The following is an 18,651-nucleotide window of genomic DNA, read 5'->3' on the forward strand; positions in this document are numbered from 1 at the left end:
GGCGAAAATTGTATAACTGGAGCTTATCATCATCGCCTGTTCACCTCGTTCTCAGCTAGCCACCCACCTTAAACGTTCCGGCATGCCTATCGCATGGGCGCTTTTACTGGTCAGTTGCAGCTCAACCCCACCCAAATCCCTGGTCACCCCGCTGCCGCCCGTGGCGAAACAGCCGCTGCCTGATAAAACCGCGCGCCACCAGCCGGTGCGCGGCGTCTGGCTGACGACCGTCTCCCGTCTCGACTGGCCGCCGCAGGCATCCGTGAACGGCCGTAGCGCCGAATCGCGGATCGCCATGCAGCAAAAGGCCCTGACCGACAAGCTGGATAACCTGAAAAGCCTCGGCATCAATACCGTGTTTTTCCAGGTGAAACCGGACGGCACGGCGCTGTGGCCGTCAAAAATACTACCGTGGTCAGATATGCTGACCGGCAAAATAGGTGAAGATCCGGGCTACGATCCGCTGCAGTTTATGCTTGATGAAGCGCACAAGCGCGGGATGAAAGTTCACGCCTGGTTTAACCCGTACCGCGTGTCGACCAATACCCGCCCCGGCACGGTCGCAGAGCTGAATCGTACCCTGACGCTGCATCCGCCGAGCGTTTACGTCCTGCATCGGGAGTGGATCCGCACCGCGAGCGATCGTTTTGTTCTCGACCCCGGTATTCCGGAAGCCCGGGACTGGATCACCAGCATCGTGGCGGAAGTGGTGTCGCGCTACCCGGTCGACGGGGTGCAGTTTGATGACTACTTCTATGCCGAGTCCGCGGGTTCGAAGCTGAACGACAATCAGACGTACCGCCAGTATGGTCAGGGATTTGACTCAAAGGCCGACTGGCGACGCAACAACACCCAGCAGCTGATTACCCAGGTATCGCGCACCATTAAGCAGTTAAACCCGAACGTGGAGTTTGGCGTGAGCCCGGCAGGCGTCTGGCGTAACCGCTCTCACGATCCGGCCGGCTCCGAAACCCGGGGCGCGGCGGCATACGACGAGTCCTTCGCCGATACCCGTCGATGGGTGCAGCAGGGTTTGCTGGACTACATCGCCCCTCAGCTGTACTGGCCTTTTGCCCGGGATGCGGCGCGCTATGACGTGCTGGCAAAATGGTGGGCCGACGTGGTGAAGCCGACCCATACGCGCCTCTATATTGGCGTGGCGCTGTATAAAGTGGGAGAACCCTCGAGCAAAGAGCCCGACTGGACGGTAAACGGCGGCGTGCCGGAGCTGAAAAAGCAGCTCGATCTGAACGAATCCGATCCGCATATTGACGGCACGATTTTGTTCCGCGAGGACAACCTGAACCAGCCCCGGGCGCAGGATGCGGTGCGGTATTTGCGGACGCGCTGGGGGTCGTAAAGCTTTATTACAAAAATTTGACCCGCAAAAACAATCAGGTTGATGCTTAAAAAGGATCTTAAAAAGATCCTTTTTGGTTTTACTAATCGTTATGCCTTACCAGTCACCATATGGATAGTCCTTACCTTTGATGAACTCGGGTGTCTTTCCGTAATAAACATACCCGTTAGGATGTTTCGTTACCCCTTTGCATATCAGCATATCATCCCCTGTCAGGGTGAACTGCCGGGCGGGATGCTGGAGCACAGCAGGATCCCCATTATCTTCAAGCCAGACTCGCACCGTTCCGCCCGGTGCCAGTCCGATAAGCATATTATCCCGATAATACGTCTTTCCAGGACGATAGGTATCAGGATAGGTCGCGAGCATCTGCTGCCAGGTCTCCCGGCTGAACCAGATTTCAGTCTCATATGCTTTTTTATCGATAACCGAATCCCAGCACACCGTCATCCTGACCGGCAGCGCCTTACCGATATTAAAATTGGCTGAAAAACCGCCCACGCGCTGGCTCCATTTCCCCACACTGCTTTGACTTGGTTCGGTAGGATCCAATCGCCGGAAGATACTTTCGCGGATATCCCCGTCCTCCAGATACACCATCGTCACCAGTGCCGGCAGGTTGACAGGATAGAAAAAATTAAACTGCCAGCGCTCGTAAGGCAGTTTCTGCCCCCACTGCTCCACGCCATCCCCTAACAAAGATTTCACACCTTCCCGGCGATCGTGACAGCCGGCTAGTAATATGACACCCAACATAGTCGCTACAAGCGGTAATCGTTTCATCCCTGTCTCCTCAGAAAAGTCCTTCCAGCGCGTCCGCACCCTGTCTTACCTCTGCTGCTGGTCGTCCAGCCGCCACACGAAGCGTTCATCCTTTAATAAAGCCCTCTGGCTCCGCGATCCGCCTGACGGCATTCCCCTACCAGTTACCATATGGATAGTCCTTCCCTTCAATAAAATTACGGATGAAAGGATCGTAACCATTAGCCTCGATGTAATTGAAATCAATCCGGTTGGGAACGTTTTTGCATATCAGCATATCGTCTCCCGTAAGGGTGAACTGCCGGGCGGGGTGCTGAAGCACCGCAGGATCCCCATTATCTTCAAGCCAGACTCGCACCGTTCCGCCCGGTGCCAGTCCGATAAGCATATTATCCCGATAATACGTCTTTCCAGGACGATAGGTATCAGGATAGGTCGCGAGCATCTGCTGCCAGATCTCCCGGCTGAACCAGATTTCAGTCTCATACGCTTTTTTATCGATAACCGAATCCCAGCACACCGTCATCCTGACCGGCAGCGCCTTACCAATATTAAAATTGGCTGAAAAACCGCCCACGCGCTGGCTCCATTTCCCCACACTGCTCTGACTGGCTTCCGTCGGATCCAGTCGCCGGAAGATACTTTCCCGGATATCCCCGTCCTCCAGATACACCATCGTCACCAGCGCGGGCAGGTTGACAGGATAGAAAAAATTAAAATGCCAGCGCTCGTAAGGCAGTTTCTGCCCCCACTGCTCCACGCCATCCCCTAACAAAGATTTCACACCTTCCCGGCGATCGTGACACCCGGCTAGTAACGTAACACCCAACATGGTCGCTACAAGCGGTAATCGTTTCATCCCTGTCTCCTCGAAAAGTCCTTCCAGCGCGTCCGCGCCCTGTCTTACCTCTGCTGCTGGTCGTCCAGCCGCCACACGAAGCGTTCATCCTTTAAAAAAGCCCTCTGGCTCCGCGATCCGCCTGACGGCATCCCCCTACCAGTTACCATATGGATAGTTTTTCCCTTTGATGAACTCGGGTGTTTTTCCGTAATAAACATACCCGTTAGGATGTTTCGTTACCCCTTTGCATATCAGCATATCGTCTCCCGTAAGGGTGAACTGCCGGGCGGGATGCTGGAGTACGGATGGATTCCCGTTATCTTCAAGCCAGACCCGTACAATCCCGCCGGGAGCCAGACCAACCGCCATTCGGTTCCGGTAGTATGGTTTACCCGGATGATAAGGATCAGGATATGCCGTAGTCATCTGCTGCCACGTAGCCTGGCTAAACCAGATCTCTGTTTCATACGCTTTTTTGTCGATAACCGAGTCCCAGCACACTGTCATCCTGACCGGCAGCGCTTTCCCACGGTTAAAATACCCGCCATATCCCCCCATCAAATCATGCCAGTGCCCGACACTCAGATCACTGATGTCCATAGGATCTAACCGGCGGAAAATGCTCTCCCGGATATCCCCGTCCTCCAGGTACACCATCGTCACCAGTGCTGGCAGATTTTTCGGGTATATAAAACTGAAATTCCAGTTATCGTAAGGCAGTTTCTGGCCCCACTGCTCCACACCATCCCCTAACAAAGACTTCACACCTGCCCGGCGGTCGTGGCAGCCGGCTAGTAGCGTAATACCCAACATGGTCGCTACAAGCGGTAATCGTTTCATCCCTGTCTCCTCAGAAAAGTCCGTCCAGCGCGTCCGCGGTCGCCCGTGCCCGGTCTTCCCACTGGTGCTGGTCGTCCATCCGCCACACCGTCCGCACCCATCCCTTGCCCGGCGCCATCGGCCACACGAAAGAGCGCTCGTCCGTCGGCGCATAGTGGTTTCGCAGAAAAACCTCTCCGGAGGATGGATTTACCCACAGGCTCAGGTCAGAGTCGATGTTCCAGTTCGCCGAACAGTGCAGATAACGCCCGATAGTCCTCATCTCCTCCGTCGTAAAGCCCTCTGGCTCAGCTCCGTGACGGACTGCGCGCCCCTGCGCTATGGCTTTATCACACAGTGGAACCAGCTCAGCGGGAAGGGTGGTATCAGGGTTTTGCGGGTCAATATCCCCGAATATCACCCCAGCGTCCTGTGCCGCATCGAGCATTACCCGCATGCATACCTTTTCCCAGTCGTTCGGTAATGCCCTGCGCGTCATGAACACCGCTGCGCCGGCTTTCTTCTCAAAAATAAACGCCCGCGCTTTATCCCGATTAACCAGCGGCCACGAAATCATTTTCGTCTCCACCTCACCGTGCGGCATCAGGTACTTCAGCGCCGGCAGCGAATACAACACCTGACGCATCCTCTCCGCCTGACGGTACGCCGCAGTCTGCATCTCGTCCTCGCTCTCCGGTATCACGTCAAAGTCCGGCATCGTCAGCAGGGATATTTCATCCTCCCCCGCGTTGTAGCCCCCGCCAATGTCCGAGTGCGCTCCTGGCAGCGCCAGCTCCGGCCACATCCCCGCGATGCTGTTCAGGCTGAAGTTATACCGGCACTCGTGCATTGCGCTTATCTGAAAAACCTTCTGCGCCACTGAGGGACGCAGCTCAAGGTTCACCCCGGGGTTGCTACGCCCGTTAATGTCGTAGAAGTTCAGCAGGCTCCCGATGGCTGCTACTGTGTCAAACAGCCCCAGAAAACGCACCTCACCCGCCGGTTTTCCGTGATGCCCCGCCATATCAAGGCCGTTCGCTATCGCTGCCGCTATCGCCGCGTCCTGGTTCATCACCCGGTTGGCAAAGTGACGCGCCGCTGCCGCCCCGCGGCTGAACCCGAATACGTCAAACTGCACCTTCGCGATCGCCACCTTGTCACGGTTAAGTTTGATAAAGCGGGTCAGCTCTGCGCTGATCTTCTTCAGCGCCTCATCGGTCTTCGTCACCACACCTTCAAATTGCCGGATAAGACTGCTTCCCAGCGCTTTGCCAAGCATAGAATCACTTTCGCCGTCCGCCGTTCCGATACCGCTGACGTAGGCTTTGACCTGCGCCTCTGTCTCGCTGTCGTTGAGTTCATCACTGGTCTGATAAAGGTCAAACAGCCGTGAAATATTAGTGATGCCACCCTGCCAGCTACCGTTACCCAGCCCCGTTCCGGAATATTCTTCATACTTCGCGCACGCCCTGGCACGTTCTTCGCCAACCAGATTGGCACAGTGGGCATATGCCAGCCGCAGATCGTCTGAATTCGCCCTGTTATTACCCGTGCCGTCAAAGAATACCCCCACGGTCAGCGTGATCCCCCTGACCGGCACCCGCCGGCACTGGACGGTTTTGAAGCTGCAATGAATGCTGGTCTTATGGGTGTTATCGCCGATAATTTCATATCGGTAATAGCCGGTATTTTCAGGTAAGACCTCTTCCTTTGTGCTCATGGAAAATCCTTTTAGTTTACATGGGTAATCAATATCCCATCATATCCTTACTAAAATCAACGCTCTATTTTCAATACAAGATGCAGTTGCCATGGAACACAGCACTCACGGTTGTCCACATGCTAGTGAAAGCGAAGTGGCTGGCTGGCGATACGAATTACAGGAGCTCAACCACCTCAAACTCTTCCGCAATCAGCTCCATATCATCAGAAAAAGTCCCTTCCTGGGTAAAGAATCGCTGGTGCTCTTTGCACCAGTGTTCGAGGCTTAAATCACCTTCACCCTCTTTGCGGGCAAACTCAGCGGTGACATCACAAAAGCGCACCAGACGCGCCGAAACCACCCTGACTACGCATGCCGGTACCTCCTGCCCGTCAAGAACGATGACGTAACCGCCAATTCTGGATGCGGCACCTTCTTGTTGGTAAGAGGCTAAGGAACCACAGGTGGCTGTTTTAATTCCTTTTCTGATCAGGTCCGCAAGCTCGCTTGCCAGCGCCGGGCTGTCCCCCATTTGCCAGACATCCGCACCCGGATACTTCACTTTTAATCCATCAACCGTATGCATAAAAAACCTTATAAATCGTGATACGAAAAATGCCGGGGGCGCTTCGCTTGCCCGGCCTACATATAGCTTATCTGACGAGCCGAAGCCCTTTTGAAACGACGCGTTTAAACTCTTCACACTCGGTATGTTCTGGCTGCGAACAACGCGCAACGTGCTTAAGCCCGCGACTTAACAACTGCAGTCTGCGAATGGTTACATCAATCTCTTTTGAACGTTGCTCGAGCCGTTCCCTGTCCAGAGCTATCTTACCCTGCGTACCGAACATCTCTGCGATGTCATCCAGAGAAAACCCCGCCACCTGTCCCAGCGCAATCAGCTGAAGCTTATCGAGCACATTTTCATGGTACTGCCTTCTCAGGCCATTACGGCCAATGGGTTTGATTAACCCTTTCGTTTCGTAATACCGCAACGCCGAGGGTTTAACCCCTGAAAGCTCAGCCACTTCTCCGATATCCAGTTCTTTCATCGTTGACTTCAACCTCGCTTTAAGTTGCAAACTGGCTGTCAGCTTAGCATTTCATTAACGGAGAGCAGTCATTGGAAAGCATTTATGTCATTAAAACGGTTATAACGGGGATTGGCGCAACGCTTCTCATGGACATATGGTCACTGTTTCAGAAACAGATCCTCAGGGTTCCGCCGCTGAACTATGCCCTGGTAGGACGTTGGATTTTGAGTTTACCTGAGGGAACGTTTTTCCACAGTACGATTGCTTCGACGCCGCGCGTAAAGGGGGAGAAAATCACTGGCTGGGTGTTTCACTATCTGACCGGAATAGCTTTTGCTTTTGTGCCGTTTATATTCAACGGCGGTGCCTGGCTCAGGGAGCCGTCTCTTACAATGGGTTTGCTGGCGGGTCTGCTAACCTTGTTTGCCCCCTTCCTGCTCCTGCAGCCAGCGTTCGGTTTTGGCATAGCCGCGTCACGCACGCCCCGCCCATGGGTGACTCGCCTGATGAGCGCGCTCACGCACCTTGCGTATGGATTTGGGCTTTATGTTGCGGCACTCATGATGAGCGCCTGAGGATAGATGCCGGGGGCGCTTCGCTTGCCCGGCCTACATTCTCTTACCTGTAAAACTTATCTGGTAGTAGCAACGAGCCTGGCATTCCTCTACTGTTTACGGGCATAACTCCCCCACAGGTAAACGTCCAGAAGGGTTTTCAACATGAGTGAACTGGTAAGAAAGAACTATCCGGAGTTAGGGGAAGTGAAAGCCCCGTATGTCCATTCAGTCAGGCATGGAAACACGCTCTATATTTCCGGGTTAACCGCGTTTGGCACACCCGCCCAACACCAAGGCATCGCGGAGCAGGCCGAAGAGATATTCAGTCAGATACGGAAAATTATCGCAGCAGAAGGCGCTGATTTTTCGTCACTCATCAAAGTGACTATCTTTATCACCTCTTTCGCGGAGATCAACGCGCTGCGGGAGGTGCTGTACCGTAATTACGGGGACCATTTGCCTGCCAGTTCGCTGGTAGAGGTGAGCCGCCTCTTTTCGCCGGACCTCTCTGTCGAAATTGAGACGATTTTTGCCCTGTAATGTCGACGGGTAACGTTGCTGGCCCCTGGCTTTTCTTGTAACCTTCCCCGCTTCCAACCCTGGCCTGATAATACGGACGCTTATGACCGCTCACCCTTCCAAAGATCCTCTGCATGGCGTCACGCTTGAGATGATGGTTAACGCCCTGGTGGCGCGCTACGGCTGGGCGCAGCTGGGAAAGCTGATTAAAATTAACTGCTTTAACAGCGATCCCAGCGTGAAATCCAGCCTGAAGTTTTTGCGCCGCACGCCCTGGGCCCGCGCCGAGGTCGAAGCCCTGTATCTGGACTCGCTGGAGGAGACCGCGCCGGACAATGCCGACGACGACTCCACCAGCCCGTGGGCCAGAGCGCGAGCCAACCGTTAAGGTCGGCGTAACAGCACGATACTGCGGCCCGCCAGCGAGAAGTCCGTGTCCGGGGTAACGGCCCGGGCCAGGTTGTCATCCTCCACCGTACTCAGCTCCAGCACCCAGCCACCTTCCCCGCATTCCGGGATACGGAATGGGACGGCAGCCTCGTACGGGTTGATCAGCAGCAGCACTTCCTGCCATACCCCGTGTTGCCCCTGCAGATCGGCCCGGGTGAGATAGAGCCCCAGCGTGGTGCCCTCATCCCAGTGCTCCGGCAGCTGAGGTCCACCGCCCGCGTTGTACCACTGGATCTCCATGCCGTCGCGCCAGCTTTCACGGCGTAACAGCGGCTGACTGGCCCGCAGCTTGATAAGATGACGGGTGAAGTTGCGCAGCGCGTCAGCGCTGGCGGGCAGATTCTCCCAGTGCACCCAGCTGATCTCGCTGTCCTGGCAGTAGCCGTTATTGTTCCCCAGCTGGCTGCGGCCAAACTCATCCCCGGCCAGCAGCATTGGCGTCCCGTGTGAGAAGAGCAGCGTGGTCAGGAAGTTGCGCTTCTGCTGTTCGCGCAGAGCATTAATCTGCTCGTCGTCGGTCGGCCCTTCAGCACCATAATTTGATGAACGGTTATCATTGTGGCCGTCGTTATTATCCTCGCCGTTAGCCTCGTTATGCTTCTCGTTGTAAGAGACCAGGTCGTTTAGGGTGAAACCGTCGTGAGCGGTAATAAAGTTGATGCTGGCCCACGGGCGGCGACCGCGCTGATCGTACAGGTCGCCGGAGCCGAGCAGTCGCGCGGCAAAGTCCGATGAGACGTTATCCCCGCGCCAGTATTCGCGCACGGTGTCGCGGTATTTATCGTTCCACTCGCCCCAGCCGGGCGGGAATCCCCCCACCTGATAACCGCCGGGGCCGATATCCCACGGCTCACCAATCAGTTTCAGCCGTGAGAGGAGCGGATCCTGCATCATGGCATCGAAAAAGCCGCCGCGCTGGTCGAACCCTTCCGGCTCGCGCCCGAGAATGGTGCCGAGATCAAAGCGGAAGCCGTCGATATGCATTGATTCAGCCCAGTAGCGCAGGGAGTCCATGACCATCTGCAGCACCCGGGGATGCGAGGTATTCACGGTATTGCCGGTGCCGGTGTCATTCACATAGTAGCGGTGCTGACCGGCGATAGTGCGGTAGTACGAGAAGTTGTCGATACCTTTGAACGACAGGGTCGGGCCCAGCTCGTTACCCTCGGCGGTGTGGTTATAGACCACGTCGAGGATCACTTCGATACCCGCATCGTGGAAAGCGCGCACCATGTCGCGGAACCCCTGAATGCCGTTCGGGCCGTAATAGCGCGACGCCGGAGAGAAGAAGTTCAGGGTGTTATAGCCCCAGAAGTTTTTCAGGCCCCGGTCCAGCAGATGCTGATCGTCCGGGAAAGCGTGCACCGGCAGCAGTTCCACCGAGGTGATGCCGAGGCTTTTGATGTAATCGACAATCGCTTTATGCCCCATCCCCTCGAAGGTGCCGCGTAACTCAGGCGGGATCGCCGGGTGAAGCTGGGTAAAGCCCTTCACGTGCGTTTCATAGAGAATGGTTTCAGACCAGGGCACCGTCGGGCGATGCGGATCCTGTCCGTCGAACACCCGCGGGTCGATCACCCGGCATTTCGGCGTGAAAGGCGCGCTGTCGCGGGTATCAAAGCTGAGATCGAGGTCGTCATGCCCCAGTTCATAACCAAAATGGGCGGCGTTCCACTTCAGCTCCCCGGTCAGGGCGCGGGCATAGGGATCGAGCAGCAATTTATGCGGGTTAAAGCGATGGCCGTTTTCTGGATCGTAAGGGCCATAAACGCGATAGCCGTACAGGGCCCCCGGTTTCAGATCCGGAACGTAGCCGTGCCACACTTCGTCGGTGTACTCCGGCAGCTCCAGGCGGGCGATTTCATGCTGGCCTGTCGGGTCAAAAAGGCACAGCTCAACGCGCTCAGCGCAGGCCGAAAAGAGCGCAAAGTTAACGCCCTTGTCGTCATAGTTTGCGCCGAGCGGGTAGCTCTGCCCCGACTGAATTTCATAGGATTTTGCATTTGCCATAAAAGTCTCTCCCTCGAACATTAATCATTAGCTGCAGGCGATTAACACCCGCCAGCAATCCTGTGCATCGTGTAATCTCAGGCTTTCGCCAGGCATAACGATTTCACCGCTAAAACAGTCCTGATAACGGCGTCCAGCCAGTTCGGCAGGCAGTACCACCTCTGTCTCCCCCCACAGGGCCGCTCCGTTAACCGGGAACATATCCGCAGCGCTGGCAAACGCCAGTCGCGGCGCCACCACAATCAAGGCGTCATCATCATCCATGCGGGCAAAGGCGATCGCCTTATCCGCCCTTTCGCCACGGGTCAGCAACGCCACATAGCTCCCCCAGCGGAACAGCGCCGGTTTGCGCTGGCGCAGGTGCAGCAGCGTGCTGGTCACATAGACCTTTAGCTGTCCGTCCAGCCAGCTTGCCTCCCGGGAGGCGGTGTGGTGGTCGGCGCTCTGGAGCTGCTGGCTCAGCTGCGCGAAATCCGGCTCGCGACGGTTATCCGGATCGACGAGGCTGAAGTTGAGCCCTTCGCTGCCCTGATAAACATCCGGCACACCGGGCGCGGTCAGTTTGATCACCGTCTGGCTCAGGCTGTTCACCAGGCCTGCACGGATAAACGGGCGTAACGAGCGGGTAAAGTCGCGCAAGAAATCCTGATTTTCCGGCGACAGCAGATGGCGGGCGTACTCCAGCACCACAGTTTCATAGGCTTCGTTGCTGTCCACCCAGTCGGTGCGCAGCTTGGCTTCGCGCAGGGCTTTCTCCACGAAGGCGAGGAAACGCTCTTCCAGCGCCTTTAGTCCCGCCGCGTCCTCAGGTCCCAGCTCAGGCGGCCAGACCCCCGCCAGCGCCTGATACAGCATCCAGGTGTCGGCGCCTCTTGGGGCTGTACCGTCGTTCAGAAAACGGACATGGGTCTGATTAAGCTGCTGCCAGCGGGCCACGCACTCCGCCCACATCTCCGGGGCTTCGGTCAGGGTGTAGAGCCGGGCGCGGGCATCTTCCCCGCGCTTGGTGTCGTGGGTGGAGGTGCCGGAGAGCGCGTCCGGCTGACGCTCACGCCGGGCCGCCATTTCGCTGTGAAAACGCGTCAGTGAGAAGGCGCGCGGCACCGGCTCGGCTCCCACCTCGTTGAGCGCCAGATCCATGTGCTGGCGGAAAAACAGCGTGTCTTCGACCGATTTCGCCATCAGCGGTCCGGTCAGCTGCTGGAAGCGGGTGCGGAACTGGCTGGCGGCGTCGCGGGCCGCATCGGAGACCTCGCCGGTCAGAATGCGGGTCAGCAACTCAAGTGACGGCTGGTCGGCACTGACGTGCGCCAGCACGTTCTGGAGCAGGCGCACGTCCGCCGGGGACATCCCTTGCTCTGTACCGTAGGTGCGATACACCGGGAAGGCCACCAGCAGTTCGCGCAGCGCCAGGCGCAGCGGCTCCTCTTCAAGGGCAACGCCTTCCGTCAGCGCAAGGTCTGTTGCCAGCTTCACCAGGGTAGAAAATTCTCCGGCGAAATTGCGATCCACCATCAGCAGGCGCGCCGCCCGCAGTTCGGCATCCATATCCACCGGGCTGCCGATCACCGTGTCGTAGGCCTGGCGCAGACGGTCAATTTTGTCGTCATCCACCAGCACTTCAGAGAGCGAGGCGATAAATTCATACCCGGTGGTGCCGGAGATCGGCCAGTCTTTGGGAAGGTTCTCGCCTTTGCTGAGGATCTTCTCGACGGTGATATAGCACTCGGGGCCAGCCTCCTGCCGCAGACGCTGCAGATAGGCGCGCGGGTCGGCCAGGCCATCCACGTGGTCGATTCGCAGCCCGTCCACCGCCCCGGAACGCACCAGCTCCAGGATGAGCGCATGGCTGTCATCAAAGACCGCGTCATCCTCAACCCGCACGCCCACCAGGCCGGTGATCTCGAAGAAGCGCCGCCAGGAGAGGTCGTGCGGAGCATCGCGCCAGCTGGTAAGACGCCACGGCTGCTGGTCATGCAGACGGGTTATCGCGGCGGGCTCGCGCAGGCTCAGCACCTCCTCTTCACGTCCCATCCAGCTGTCGGGGGTGAGCGGATAAAAATTATCGTAAACGGCCAGCGCCGGTTTGCCGGTATCGGGATCGCGCTGCACGCTGATGTCGCCGTTTGCCAGCACCACCTCAAAGTCATCGCCTAAAAACGGCAGCGTCAGGCGGCGCGACCAGTCGATATCAAAATGGCGGGCATAGCGGCTCTTCTCGCCGTGCTCAATCACGTCCCGCCACCAGGCGTTTTCCAGCGAGGTGGACATGTGATTGGGGACGATATCGAGGATCAGCCCCATGCCAGCCGCCTTCAGGGCGCTGACCATGCGTTCAAATCCGGCGCGGCCGCCAAGGGTCGGGTCGATCTCATTGGCATCGGTCACGTCGTAGCCGTGGGTCGAATCACGGGCAGCGGTAAAAATCGGCGAGGCATACAGATGGCTGATGCCGAGCTGTTGCAGATAAGGCACCAGACTGGCGGCACGATCGAAGGTCATGCCATTACGAAACTGAATACGCCAGGTCGCTGTGGGGATCATTAATGTGTTTCTCCAGGGGCAAGTCGGACAATAAGGGTGTCGGGCCGTAATTCGGTGTGGATCTCAGGCCAGGCAAAGAGGGTTTCTCCCGGCAGGTCGGGCATCTCCTCCGTATGGCCGCCGACGTTAAACGCCAGCGACAACGTCCCCCGAGGAAACGTCCAGGTCACCGCCACGCAGCCGGGCCCTGTTTCCAGCACCTTGCCCCCACCGCTGCGCGCCGTAGCCAGCAGCGGCACAATCGCCTGCTGACGCAGCTCCAGCAGATGGCGGGTAAAGTTCAGCCAGCTCTCGCCCTCCGGCTGGTTGAGTTTGTCCCAGTCGAGTTTCGACCGATTGAAGGTCTCCGGCGAATTCGGATCGGGCACCCCTTCTTCCTGATGGCTGGCATGATCGGCAAACTCCTTCGCTCGCCCTTCCCTTACCGCCCGGGCCAGCTCGCCGTGGAAATCGGTAAAGAAGAGGAACGGCCGGGTTTCGCCATACTCTTCGCCCATGAACAGCAGCGGAATGTGCGGCGACAGCAGCAGCGCGGCCAGCAGCACTTTGGTGCGCTTCTCCCCGATCAGGGAGAGCAGACGATCCCCGTGGGCCCGGTTGCCCACCTGATCGTGGTTCTGGATAAAGTCGACAAAGGCCACCGGCGGCTGGTCGATACTTTTCACCCCGCGCGGCTCGCGGTGCCGGGGCGTGATTTCCCCCTGATAGGAGAACCCTTCCGCCAGCGCCCGGGCGACCCATTTCTCCGGCTGATGCGCGAAGTCGCGGTACCAGGCGTGGGTTTCGCCACTCGCCAGCACGTGAATGGCGTTGTGCAGATCGTCATTCCATTCGGCGGTGAACAGCTCCGGCGTGCCGTCCTCCCGGTAAGGATGCAGGGAAATAATGTTACGACTGTCTTCGGTGGTGAGATGCACCGGACGGTCGATAATCTCCTCCCGAATGCGTTCAGCAATTTCTTCCAGAACGTGTTTTTCAGACGAATCTGTAATGTGATCGATAGCGTCGAAGCGCAATCCGTCGAAGCGGAACTCTTTCAGCCAGTACAGCGGCACGTCGGTAATAAACTGGCGCACGGGGGCCACATCGTAGGCAATCCCGTTCCCCCAGGGGGTCATCCGCTCAGGATGGAAAAAGTCCGGCGACAGGCGCGGGAGGTAGTTTCCTTCCGGGCCGAAATGGTTCAGCACAATGTCCAGCACCACCGACAACCCCAGCCCGTGGGCGGCATCGACGAAGGCTTTCAGCTCGTCCGGCGTGCCGTAGGCGCTGTGCGGGGCATAGAGCAGAACACCGTCGTAGCCCCAGCCGCGATTGCCCCCGGCCTGGGACACGGGCATCAGCTCAATCATGGTGATGCCCAGCGACGCCAGATACGGCAGTCTCTCGGTGGCCGCGCGGAATGTGCCCTCAGGGGTGAAGGTCCCGATATGCAGCTCATAAACCACGCTCTCTTCCCAGCGTCGGCCTCGCCACTGGGTGTTGCGCCAGACATAGCTGTCGGGATCGCACACCAGCGATGGGCCATTCACATCCCCTTGCTGAGCGCGGGAAGCGGGATCCGGCACGGCGGTGCCGTCAGACAGGATATAACTGTAGGTCGAACCGGGTTTGACGTAATCAACCGTCAGGTCGAAGCCGCCGTCACCGGTCGGGTGCATCGCCAGGGTTTCGTCGTTCAGGTGCAGGGAAACCTGCTCCTGGCCGCTGGCCCATAAATGAAAGCGAACCGTGTTCGCATCAACGTGTTCACAACCCCAATACGTAATAGATTTTGCTGTCATTCCACCACCTCGTTTGACCCGTGTTCCTCGGGTTGCTTAACGTTGAACGTTACGCAGAGGGAAAAAGAGAAAGTGCGGCGGCAATCCACCGCGCATGAACATCAAGCATAGACCAGGAAATTTAATGTGAGATGGGTCACGACGAAGCGGTTGAGGGGAGTAACTGTGCGGGGTTGCCGGGTGGCGGCGTTGCCTTACCCGGCCTACGGATGGATGCTGCGTTCGGCATTGCCGGGTGGCGGCTGCGCCTTACCCGGCCTACCGTAGGCCCGGCAAGCGGAGCGCCGCCGGGCAAGCAAACGGCACCCGTTCTTACGCCGGTTCCGGCAGGCGGAAGCTGGCGATACTTTGTGTGAGGTGTCTGGCCTGCTCTTCCAGGGACGCCGCCGCTGCCGCTGACTCCTGAACCAGAGCGGCGTTCTGCTGGGTCACGCCGTCCATCTCGGTCACCGCCTGCCCGACCTGCCCAATGCCGCGGCTCTGCTCTTCGGAGGCGACCTGGATCTGCTCCATCAGCGCATTCACCTTATTCACCGACGCGATGATGGCATTGATCACCTCACCCGAACGGTTCACCAGCTGCGAACCGTTTTTCACGCTGGAGACTGACTGGGCGATCAGGTTCTCAATGTCCTTCGCCGCCACGGCGCTTTTCTGCGCCAGGGTACGAACTTCGGTCGCCACCACCGCAAATCCACGACCCTGCGTCCCGGCCCGGGCGGCTTCAACGGCGGCGTTCAGCGCCAGAATATTGGTCTGGAACGCGATGCTGTTAATCACGCTGGTGATATCTTCGATGCGCTGGGAGTTAGCGGCAATGGTGTTCATGGTCTCGATCACCTCGCGGGTCACCGCCTCCCCGGTGCGGGCATTGGTCACCGCATCCTGCACCAGCTTACCGGCCTGATTAACGTTGTCGGTGTTATTCGCCACCGTGGCGCTCAGCTGCTCCATGCTGGCGGCGGTTTCCGTCAGGGCGGACGCCTGCTGTTCAGTGCGGGACGCCAGGTCGATATTGCCGGAGGCAATCTCCTGCGAGGCGTGGTTCACGGTGCGACAGGCTTCACGCACCTGAGAGATGGTATCCAGCAGGGCCAGGCGCATCTGCTCCATCGAGCCCATCAGCAGATCGATCTCGTTTTTCGACCCGGCTTTCTGCGGCACCGCTTCCGTCAGCTGACCAGCGGCAATCTGGCTGCAGTGCTCGCGCGCCAGGTTGATCGGGGCAAAAACGTAGCGCTTCATCAGGACGCTCACCCCGATAATCACCACCACAAACAGCGCGGCAAAGGCGGCAATAATGGTCAAGCCAGAGGCAAAGTGGGAGCGCGCGTCGTCGTTAAGCTGTTTCGCGTATTTCTGGTGCACAGAAAGTACCTGGTCGAGGACGATTTCATACTGACGGTCGAGACCGGAGATCTGCGGGATCAGGGCATCAAACTTTGCCTTGTCGTGGGCGGCGGCCGCGTCAATCAGCGGGGCCAGGCCGCGATCGCGGTAGGCCAGCCAGGCCTCGTCGTAGTCTTTCACTAGCGGCGCTTCATCCGCCAGACGCGGTGCCGCATTAAACGTCGCAAACGCCCCGTCCGCTTTGGTCAGCGCCAGCTTAACGGAGGCCAGCTTCTCGTCGAGACCGGTGGTGTCGCCGCTCTCCACCTGCTTCATATACTCCATGACCCGCACGCGCAAGGTACGGCTGTGGTTGATAGGATCGATAATGGATAACACCACCTGAATCTCTTTATTGACGTTATCCAGGGAGTTATTGCTCTTAATCGCCAGCCAGACGTTGGTTGCGGCACTGGCGACAAAGAAAAACAACAGGGCAAGAAGAATGGCAAGGGAAGACTTTTTTAACGACATAAATACCTCAGAAACAATACGGTCTGAGGTATTATCGGCAGCGAAAATTTAAGATTGAGTTAAAGTTATTTATTTATAAAAAACCCATAAAATAATTAACTTTATTAAAATCACTGCATTACAAAATTATTGCTAATATTTTAACCCGCCATGCATTGAAAATATTCAACTATTTATTCGAATCTGCTTGCCGACTATTTAATCGCTCAAATAAGCAGCGCTGGAAAATTGCGGCCAGTGAATATCGCCCACCCCGTTTAATTTAGGTCGGGAGAAGAGAAAACCCTGAAAACGCTTGATGCCTGCCGACTCCAGCCAGCACCACTCCTCGATTTTCTCGATGCCCTCGGCCACCAGCGCAATCTCCAGATCGGTGCAGCAGCTGACTATCGACTTAACAATCGCCTGCTTGGGGCCGCTCAGGTGAATATTGCTGACAATCTCGCGATCGATTTTCAGTTTATCCGGCTGGAAGCGCGTCAATAACGAGAGCCCGGCATAGCCTGAGCCAAAATCATCAATCGCCAGACCAATACCCGCCGCCCGCAACTGCTTGATGGCGCTGTTAAACTGGTTGAAGCCGGAGATCATTTCGTTTTCGGTCACTTCAATCACCACCTGCTCCGGCTGCAGGCCATGGATAAGGATCTGGTCCATCAGATAATCGACGGCGCCCGGGACGTTCACCAGCGACATCGGCAGCAGGTTAATGGCGATTTTATGATCGCCAATGCCGATTTTCTCGGCCAGCGCAAAGGCGTAGGCCTTGGTCTGCAGATCCACTTCGTACACTTTGTCCTGATCGATGGCATTAAAGAATCGCTCCGGGCTTCCGCCGTCGTTACCGCGGATCAGCGCCTCGAGCGAGGAGATTTTCCCTTCGCCAGGCTGCACAATCGGCTGCAGGGCAAACTGACAGACCTGGTTATCAATCAGCCCGTTGATGGAATTACCAAATGGGGCATGTTCCGGGGTCAGGGTCCATTTATCCGGCAGGAAGGCCGAGCCATTGCTCGTCTGTTTCTGCTGGGTGATAAACGACTGAATAAATTTAAATACCCTGTCTTCCGCCGCCAGATAATTATCCAGCTTGCTGTAGCGCAGGACGGACGACCGCACCGATTTTGCCGTATCGATCCGCAGATCGAACAGCAGCATGCCGACGTTCTCGAAGCGGCGGCGCGGGGCGTAATCCCGCATCAGCTCCACCACGCCGAAGTGGCGCTTGTCCTGGCCTATCTTCACGAACAGATTTTCAATGACCTCTTCCGACCCTTCGAGGATCTGCAAAAAATCAAGGCCGTTAAACAGCAGAATGCCCGTCACATCCAGCGCGGCATTGCTGTATTTGGCTTTTTCAACAAGTGAGAGAAGGGATAAAGATTTGCAGGATGGATTTAACTGGCTTTTGTAAATGAGAGTTGTCAGCACAGCCATTGTTCCCGGTCGAATGTGAAGTCTTATAAGCTATTGTTTAGCATAAATTACATTTGTCGACTAATAGTATTAAAAGGATATATCAGGAAAGAAGCGATTCGGCTCAAAAATAAGCTGGATGAATGTTTAAACACAGGCAGCTGAAACGTCCATGTTGCTGCGAGCTATCCAGCCGTCCGTGGCAGAATTTAGATTAAATCTGCGCCATCCCGCCATCGACAAACAGCTCAACAGCGTTAATAAAGCTGGCAGCATCTGAGGCGAGGAACGCAACCGCTTTGCCCACCTCTTCCGGTTCACCGATGCGGCCCAGCGGTACCGTGGCGGCTAAGGCATCGAACAGACCCTGACGCTGATCTTCCGGCACCAGCTCGCCCAGCCCTGGCGTTTTAATCGGGCCCGGGCTGACCACGTTTACCCGGATACCGCGCCCCTGTAAATCCAGCGCCCAGGAGCGGGCAAAGTTTCTTACTGCCGCCTTGCTTGCGCTGTAAACGCTAAAGTTGGCGGTGCCTTTAACCGAGACCGTGGAGCCGGTCAGGATCACCGAGGCTTTATCCGCCAGCAGCGGCAGCGCCTTCTGCACCGTAAACAGCACGCCGCGGACGTTGGTGGCAAAAATACGGTCGAAGTGCTCTTCGGTTATTGCCCCGAGCGGCTGCATGTCGCCGCCACCGGCGTTAGCGAACAGCACATCCAGCCGCCCGGACTGTTCGGCGATTTGCGCATAGACCGTGTCAAGATCCGCCAGCACCGAGGCGTCGGCGCGAATGCCGGTGACCTGCCCGCCGAGGGTGGCGACGGCCTTGTCCAGCTCCGCCTGACGGCGACCGGTGATATAGACCTTCGCCCCCTGATCCTGCAGCTCTTTAGCAGTTGCCAGACCGATACCGCTGGTGCCGCCGGTAACCAGAGCGACCTTACCTGTTAATGTTGTATTCACGTGATTTTCCTTCCGCGTTGTGGGTG

At 57.2% G+C, this 18,651-nt stretch carries 16 protein-coding genes; 4 read left to right on the top strand and 12 right to left on the bottom strand.

Features of this window, described 5'->3' with window-relative positions:
* Positions 1–82 precede the first annotated feature (82 nt).
* Positions 83–1,360: a glycoside hydrolase family 10 protein gene (locus FHN83_RS23315; RefSeq protein ID WP_139565089.1), complete on the top strand. Its 1,278-nt coding sequence runs from the start codon at positions 83–85 to the stop codon at positions 1,358–1,360.
* Between the two features lie 96 nt (positions 1,361–1,456).
* On the opposite strand, the gene FHN83_RS23320 is transcribed toward FHN83_RS23315, so the two are convergent.
* The 6 genes from FHN83_RS23320 to FHN83_RS23345 form a co-directional block, all read right to left on the bottom strand.
* Positions 1,457–2,143, bottom strand: a complete 687-nt coding sequence (locus FHN83_RS23320) for a DUF2931 family protein (protein WP_139565090.1) — start codon at positions 2,141–2,143, stop codon at positions 1,457–1,459.
* A 136-nt stretch (positions 2,144–2,279) separates the two neighbouring features.
* Positions 2,280–2,981 carry a DUF2931 family protein gene (locus FHN83_RS23325; RefSeq protein ID WP_139565091.1) on the bottom strand — a complete coding sequence of 234 codons (702 nt, stop codon included), beginning with the start codon at positions 2,979–2,981 and terminating at the stop codon, positions 2,280–2,282.
* 135 nt (positions 2,982–3,116) lie between these two features.
* Positions 3,117–3,803: a DUF2931 family protein gene (locus FHN83_RS23330; protein WP_139565092.1), complete on the bottom strand. Its 687-nt coding sequence runs from the start codon at positions 3,801–3,803 to the stop codon at positions 3,117–3,119.
* A gap of 10 nt (positions 3,804–3,813) precedes the next feature.
* Entirely contained in the window at positions 3,814–5,502 is a 1,689-nt protein-coding gene (locus FHN83_RS23335) for a T6SS phospholipase effector Tle1-like catalytic domain-containing protein (RefSeq protein WP_139565093.1), read from the bottom strand.
* Between the two features lie 157 nt (positions 5,503–5,659).
* A complete protein-coding gene (locus tag FHN83_RS23340; protein ID WP_176556524.1) occupies positions 5,660–6,070 on the bottom strand; it encodes an ASCH domain-containing protein in 411 nt (136 codons plus the stop codon).
* A 67-nt stretch (positions 6,071–6,137) separates the two neighbouring features.
* Positions 6,138–6,536 carry a helix-turn-helix domain-containing protein gene (locus tag FHN83_RS23345; RefSeq protein ID WP_139565094.1) on the bottom strand — a complete coding sequence of 133 codons (399 nt, stop codon included), beginning with the start codon at positions 6,534–6,536 and terminating at the stop codon, positions 6,138–6,140.
* 71 nt (positions 6,537–6,607) lie between these two features.
* Here FHN83_RS23345 and FHN83_RS23350 point away from each other — a divergent pair, with 71 nt between their 5' ends.
* The 3 genes from FHN83_RS23350 (at position 6,608) to FHN83_RS23360 (ending at position 7,982) form a co-directional block, all read left to right on the top strand.
* Complete coding sequence (locus FHN83_RS23350; protein WP_176556525.1) at positions 6,608–7,093, top strand: DUF2938 domain-containing protein; 486 nt, start codon at positions 6,608–6,610, stop codon at positions 7,091–7,093.
* 144 nt (positions 7,094–7,237) lie between these two features.
* Positions 7,238–7,615 carry a RidA family protein gene (locus tag FHN83_RS23355; RefSeq protein ID WP_139565096.1) on the top strand — a complete coding sequence of 126 codons (378 nt, stop codon included), beginning with the start codon at positions 7,238–7,240 and terminating at the stop codon, positions 7,613–7,615.
* Positions 7,616–7,697: 82 nt separating this feature from the next.
* Entirely contained in the window at positions 7,698–7,982 is a 285-nt protein-coding gene (locus FHN83_RS23360; RefSeq protein WP_039028755.1) for a VF530 family DNA-binding protein, read from the top strand.
* Here the strand turns inward: FHN83_RS23360 and glgX are convergent.
* The 6 genes from glgX to FHN83_RS23390 all read right to left on the bottom strand — a co-directional run bounded on the left by glgX (position 7,979) and on the right by FHN83_RS23390 (position 18,625).
* A complete protein-coding gene (glgX, locus tag FHN83_RS23365) occupies positions 7,979–10,054 on the bottom strand; it encodes a glycogen debranching protein GlgX (RefSeq protein WP_138368960.1) in 2,076 nt (691 codons plus the stop codon). The genes FHN83_RS23360 and glgX overlap by 4 nt on opposite strands.
* Before the next feature lie 27 nt (positions 10,055–10,081).
* Positions 10,082–12,598 carry a malto-oligosyltrehalose synthase gene (gene treY / locus FHN83_RS23370; RefSeq protein WP_139565097.1) on the bottom strand — a complete coding sequence of 839 codons (2,517 nt, stop codon included), beginning with the start codon at positions 12,596–12,598 and terminating at the stop codon, positions 10,082–10,084.
* Positions 12,598–14,382, bottom strand: a complete 1,785-nt coding sequence (treZ, locus tag FHN83_RS23375; protein WP_139565098.1) for a malto-oligosyltrehalose trehalohydrolase — start codon at positions 14,380–14,382, stop codon at positions 12,598–12,600. The genes treY and treZ overlap by 1 nt, the downstream gene beginning before the upstream one ends.
* A gap of 312 nt (positions 14,383–14,694) precedes the next feature.
* Positions 14,695–16,245, bottom strand: coding sequence for a methyl-accepting chemotaxis protein (locus FHN83_RS23380; protein ID WP_139565099.1), 1,551 nt, complete (start codon positions 16,243–16,245; stop codon positions 14,695–14,697).
* 198 nt (positions 16,246–16,443) lie between these two features.
* Positions 16,444–17,676 carry a diguanylate phosphodiesterase gene (locus FHN83_RS23385; RefSeq protein ID WP_039028870.1) on the bottom strand — a complete coding sequence of 411 codons (1,233 nt, stop codon included), beginning with the start codon at positions 17,674–17,676 and terminating at the stop codon, positions 16,444–16,446.
* A gap of 199 nt (positions 17,677–17,875) precedes the next feature.
* Positions 17,876–18,625 carry an SDR family oxidoreductase gene (locus tag FHN83_RS23390; RefSeq protein WP_139565100.1) on the bottom strand — a complete coding sequence of 250 codons (750 nt, stop codon included), beginning with the start codon at positions 18,623–18,625 and terminating at the stop codon, positions 17,876–17,878.
* Positions 18,626–18,651 lie beyond the last annotated feature (26 nt).

It is taken from the genome of Leclercia adecarboxylata, assembly GCF_006171285.1.
GTDB lineage: Bacteria > Pseudomonadota > Gammaproteobacteria > Enterobacterales > Enterobacteriaceae > Enterobacter > Enterobacter barmai.

What these genes read in the sequence shown, in the direction of transcription:
- FHN83_RS23380 (WP_139565099.1), bottom strand. Translation starts at nt 16,245, where the DNA reads ATGTCGTTAAAAAAGTCTTCCCTTGCCATTCTTCTTGCCCTGTTGTTT.
- FHN83_RS23340 (WP_176556524.1), bottom strand. Translation starts at nt 6,070, where the DNA reads ATGCATACGGTTGATGGATTAAAAGTGAAGTATCCGGGTGCGGATGTC.
- FHN83_RS23315 (WP_139565089.1), top strand. Translation starts at nt 83, where the DNA reads ATGCCTATCGCATGGGCGCTTTTACTGGTCAGTTGCAGCTCAACCCCA.
- FHN83_RS23335 (WP_139565093.1), bottom strand. Translation starts at nt 5,502, where the DNA reads ATGAGCACAAAGGAAGAGGTCTTACCTGAAAATACCGGCTATTACCGA.
- FHN83_RS23320 (WP_139565090.1), bottom strand. Translation starts at nt 2,143, where the DNA reads ATGAAACGATTACCGCTTGTAGCGACTATGTTGGGTGTCATATTACTA.
- FHN83_RS23330 (WP_139565092.1), bottom strand. Translation starts at nt 3,803, where the DNA reads ATGAAACGATTACCGCTTGTAGCGACCATGTTGGGTATTACGCTACTA.
- glgX (WP_138368960.1), bottom strand. Translation starts at nt 10,054, where the DNA reads ATGGCAAATGCAAAATCCTATGAAATTCAGTCGGGGCAGAGCTACCCG.
- FHN83_RS23355 (WP_139565096.1), top strand. Translation starts at nt 7,238, where the DNA reads ATGAGTGAACTGGTAAGAAAGAACTATCCGGAGTTAGGGGAAGTGAAA.
- FHN83_RS23360 (WP_039028755.1), top strand. Translation starts at nt 7,698, where the DNA reads ATGACCGCTCACCCTTCCAAAGATCCTCTGCATGGCGTCACGCTTGAG.
- treY (WP_139565097.1), bottom strand. Translation starts at nt 12,598, where the DNA reads ATGATCCCCACAGCGACCTGGCGTATTCAGTTTCGTAATGGCATGACC.
- FHN83_RS23345 (WP_139565094.1), bottom strand. Translation starts at nt 6,536, where the DNA reads ATGAAAGAACTGGATATCGGAGAAGTGGCTGAGCTTTCAGGGGTTAAA.
- treZ (WP_139565098.1), bottom strand. Translation starts at nt 14,382, where the DNA reads ATGACAGCAAAATCTATTACGTATTGGGGTTGTGAACACGTTGATGCG.
- FHN83_RS23325 (WP_139565091.1), bottom strand. Translation starts at nt 2,981, where the DNA reads ATGAAACGATTACCGCTTGTAGCGACCATGTTGGGTGTTACGTTACTA.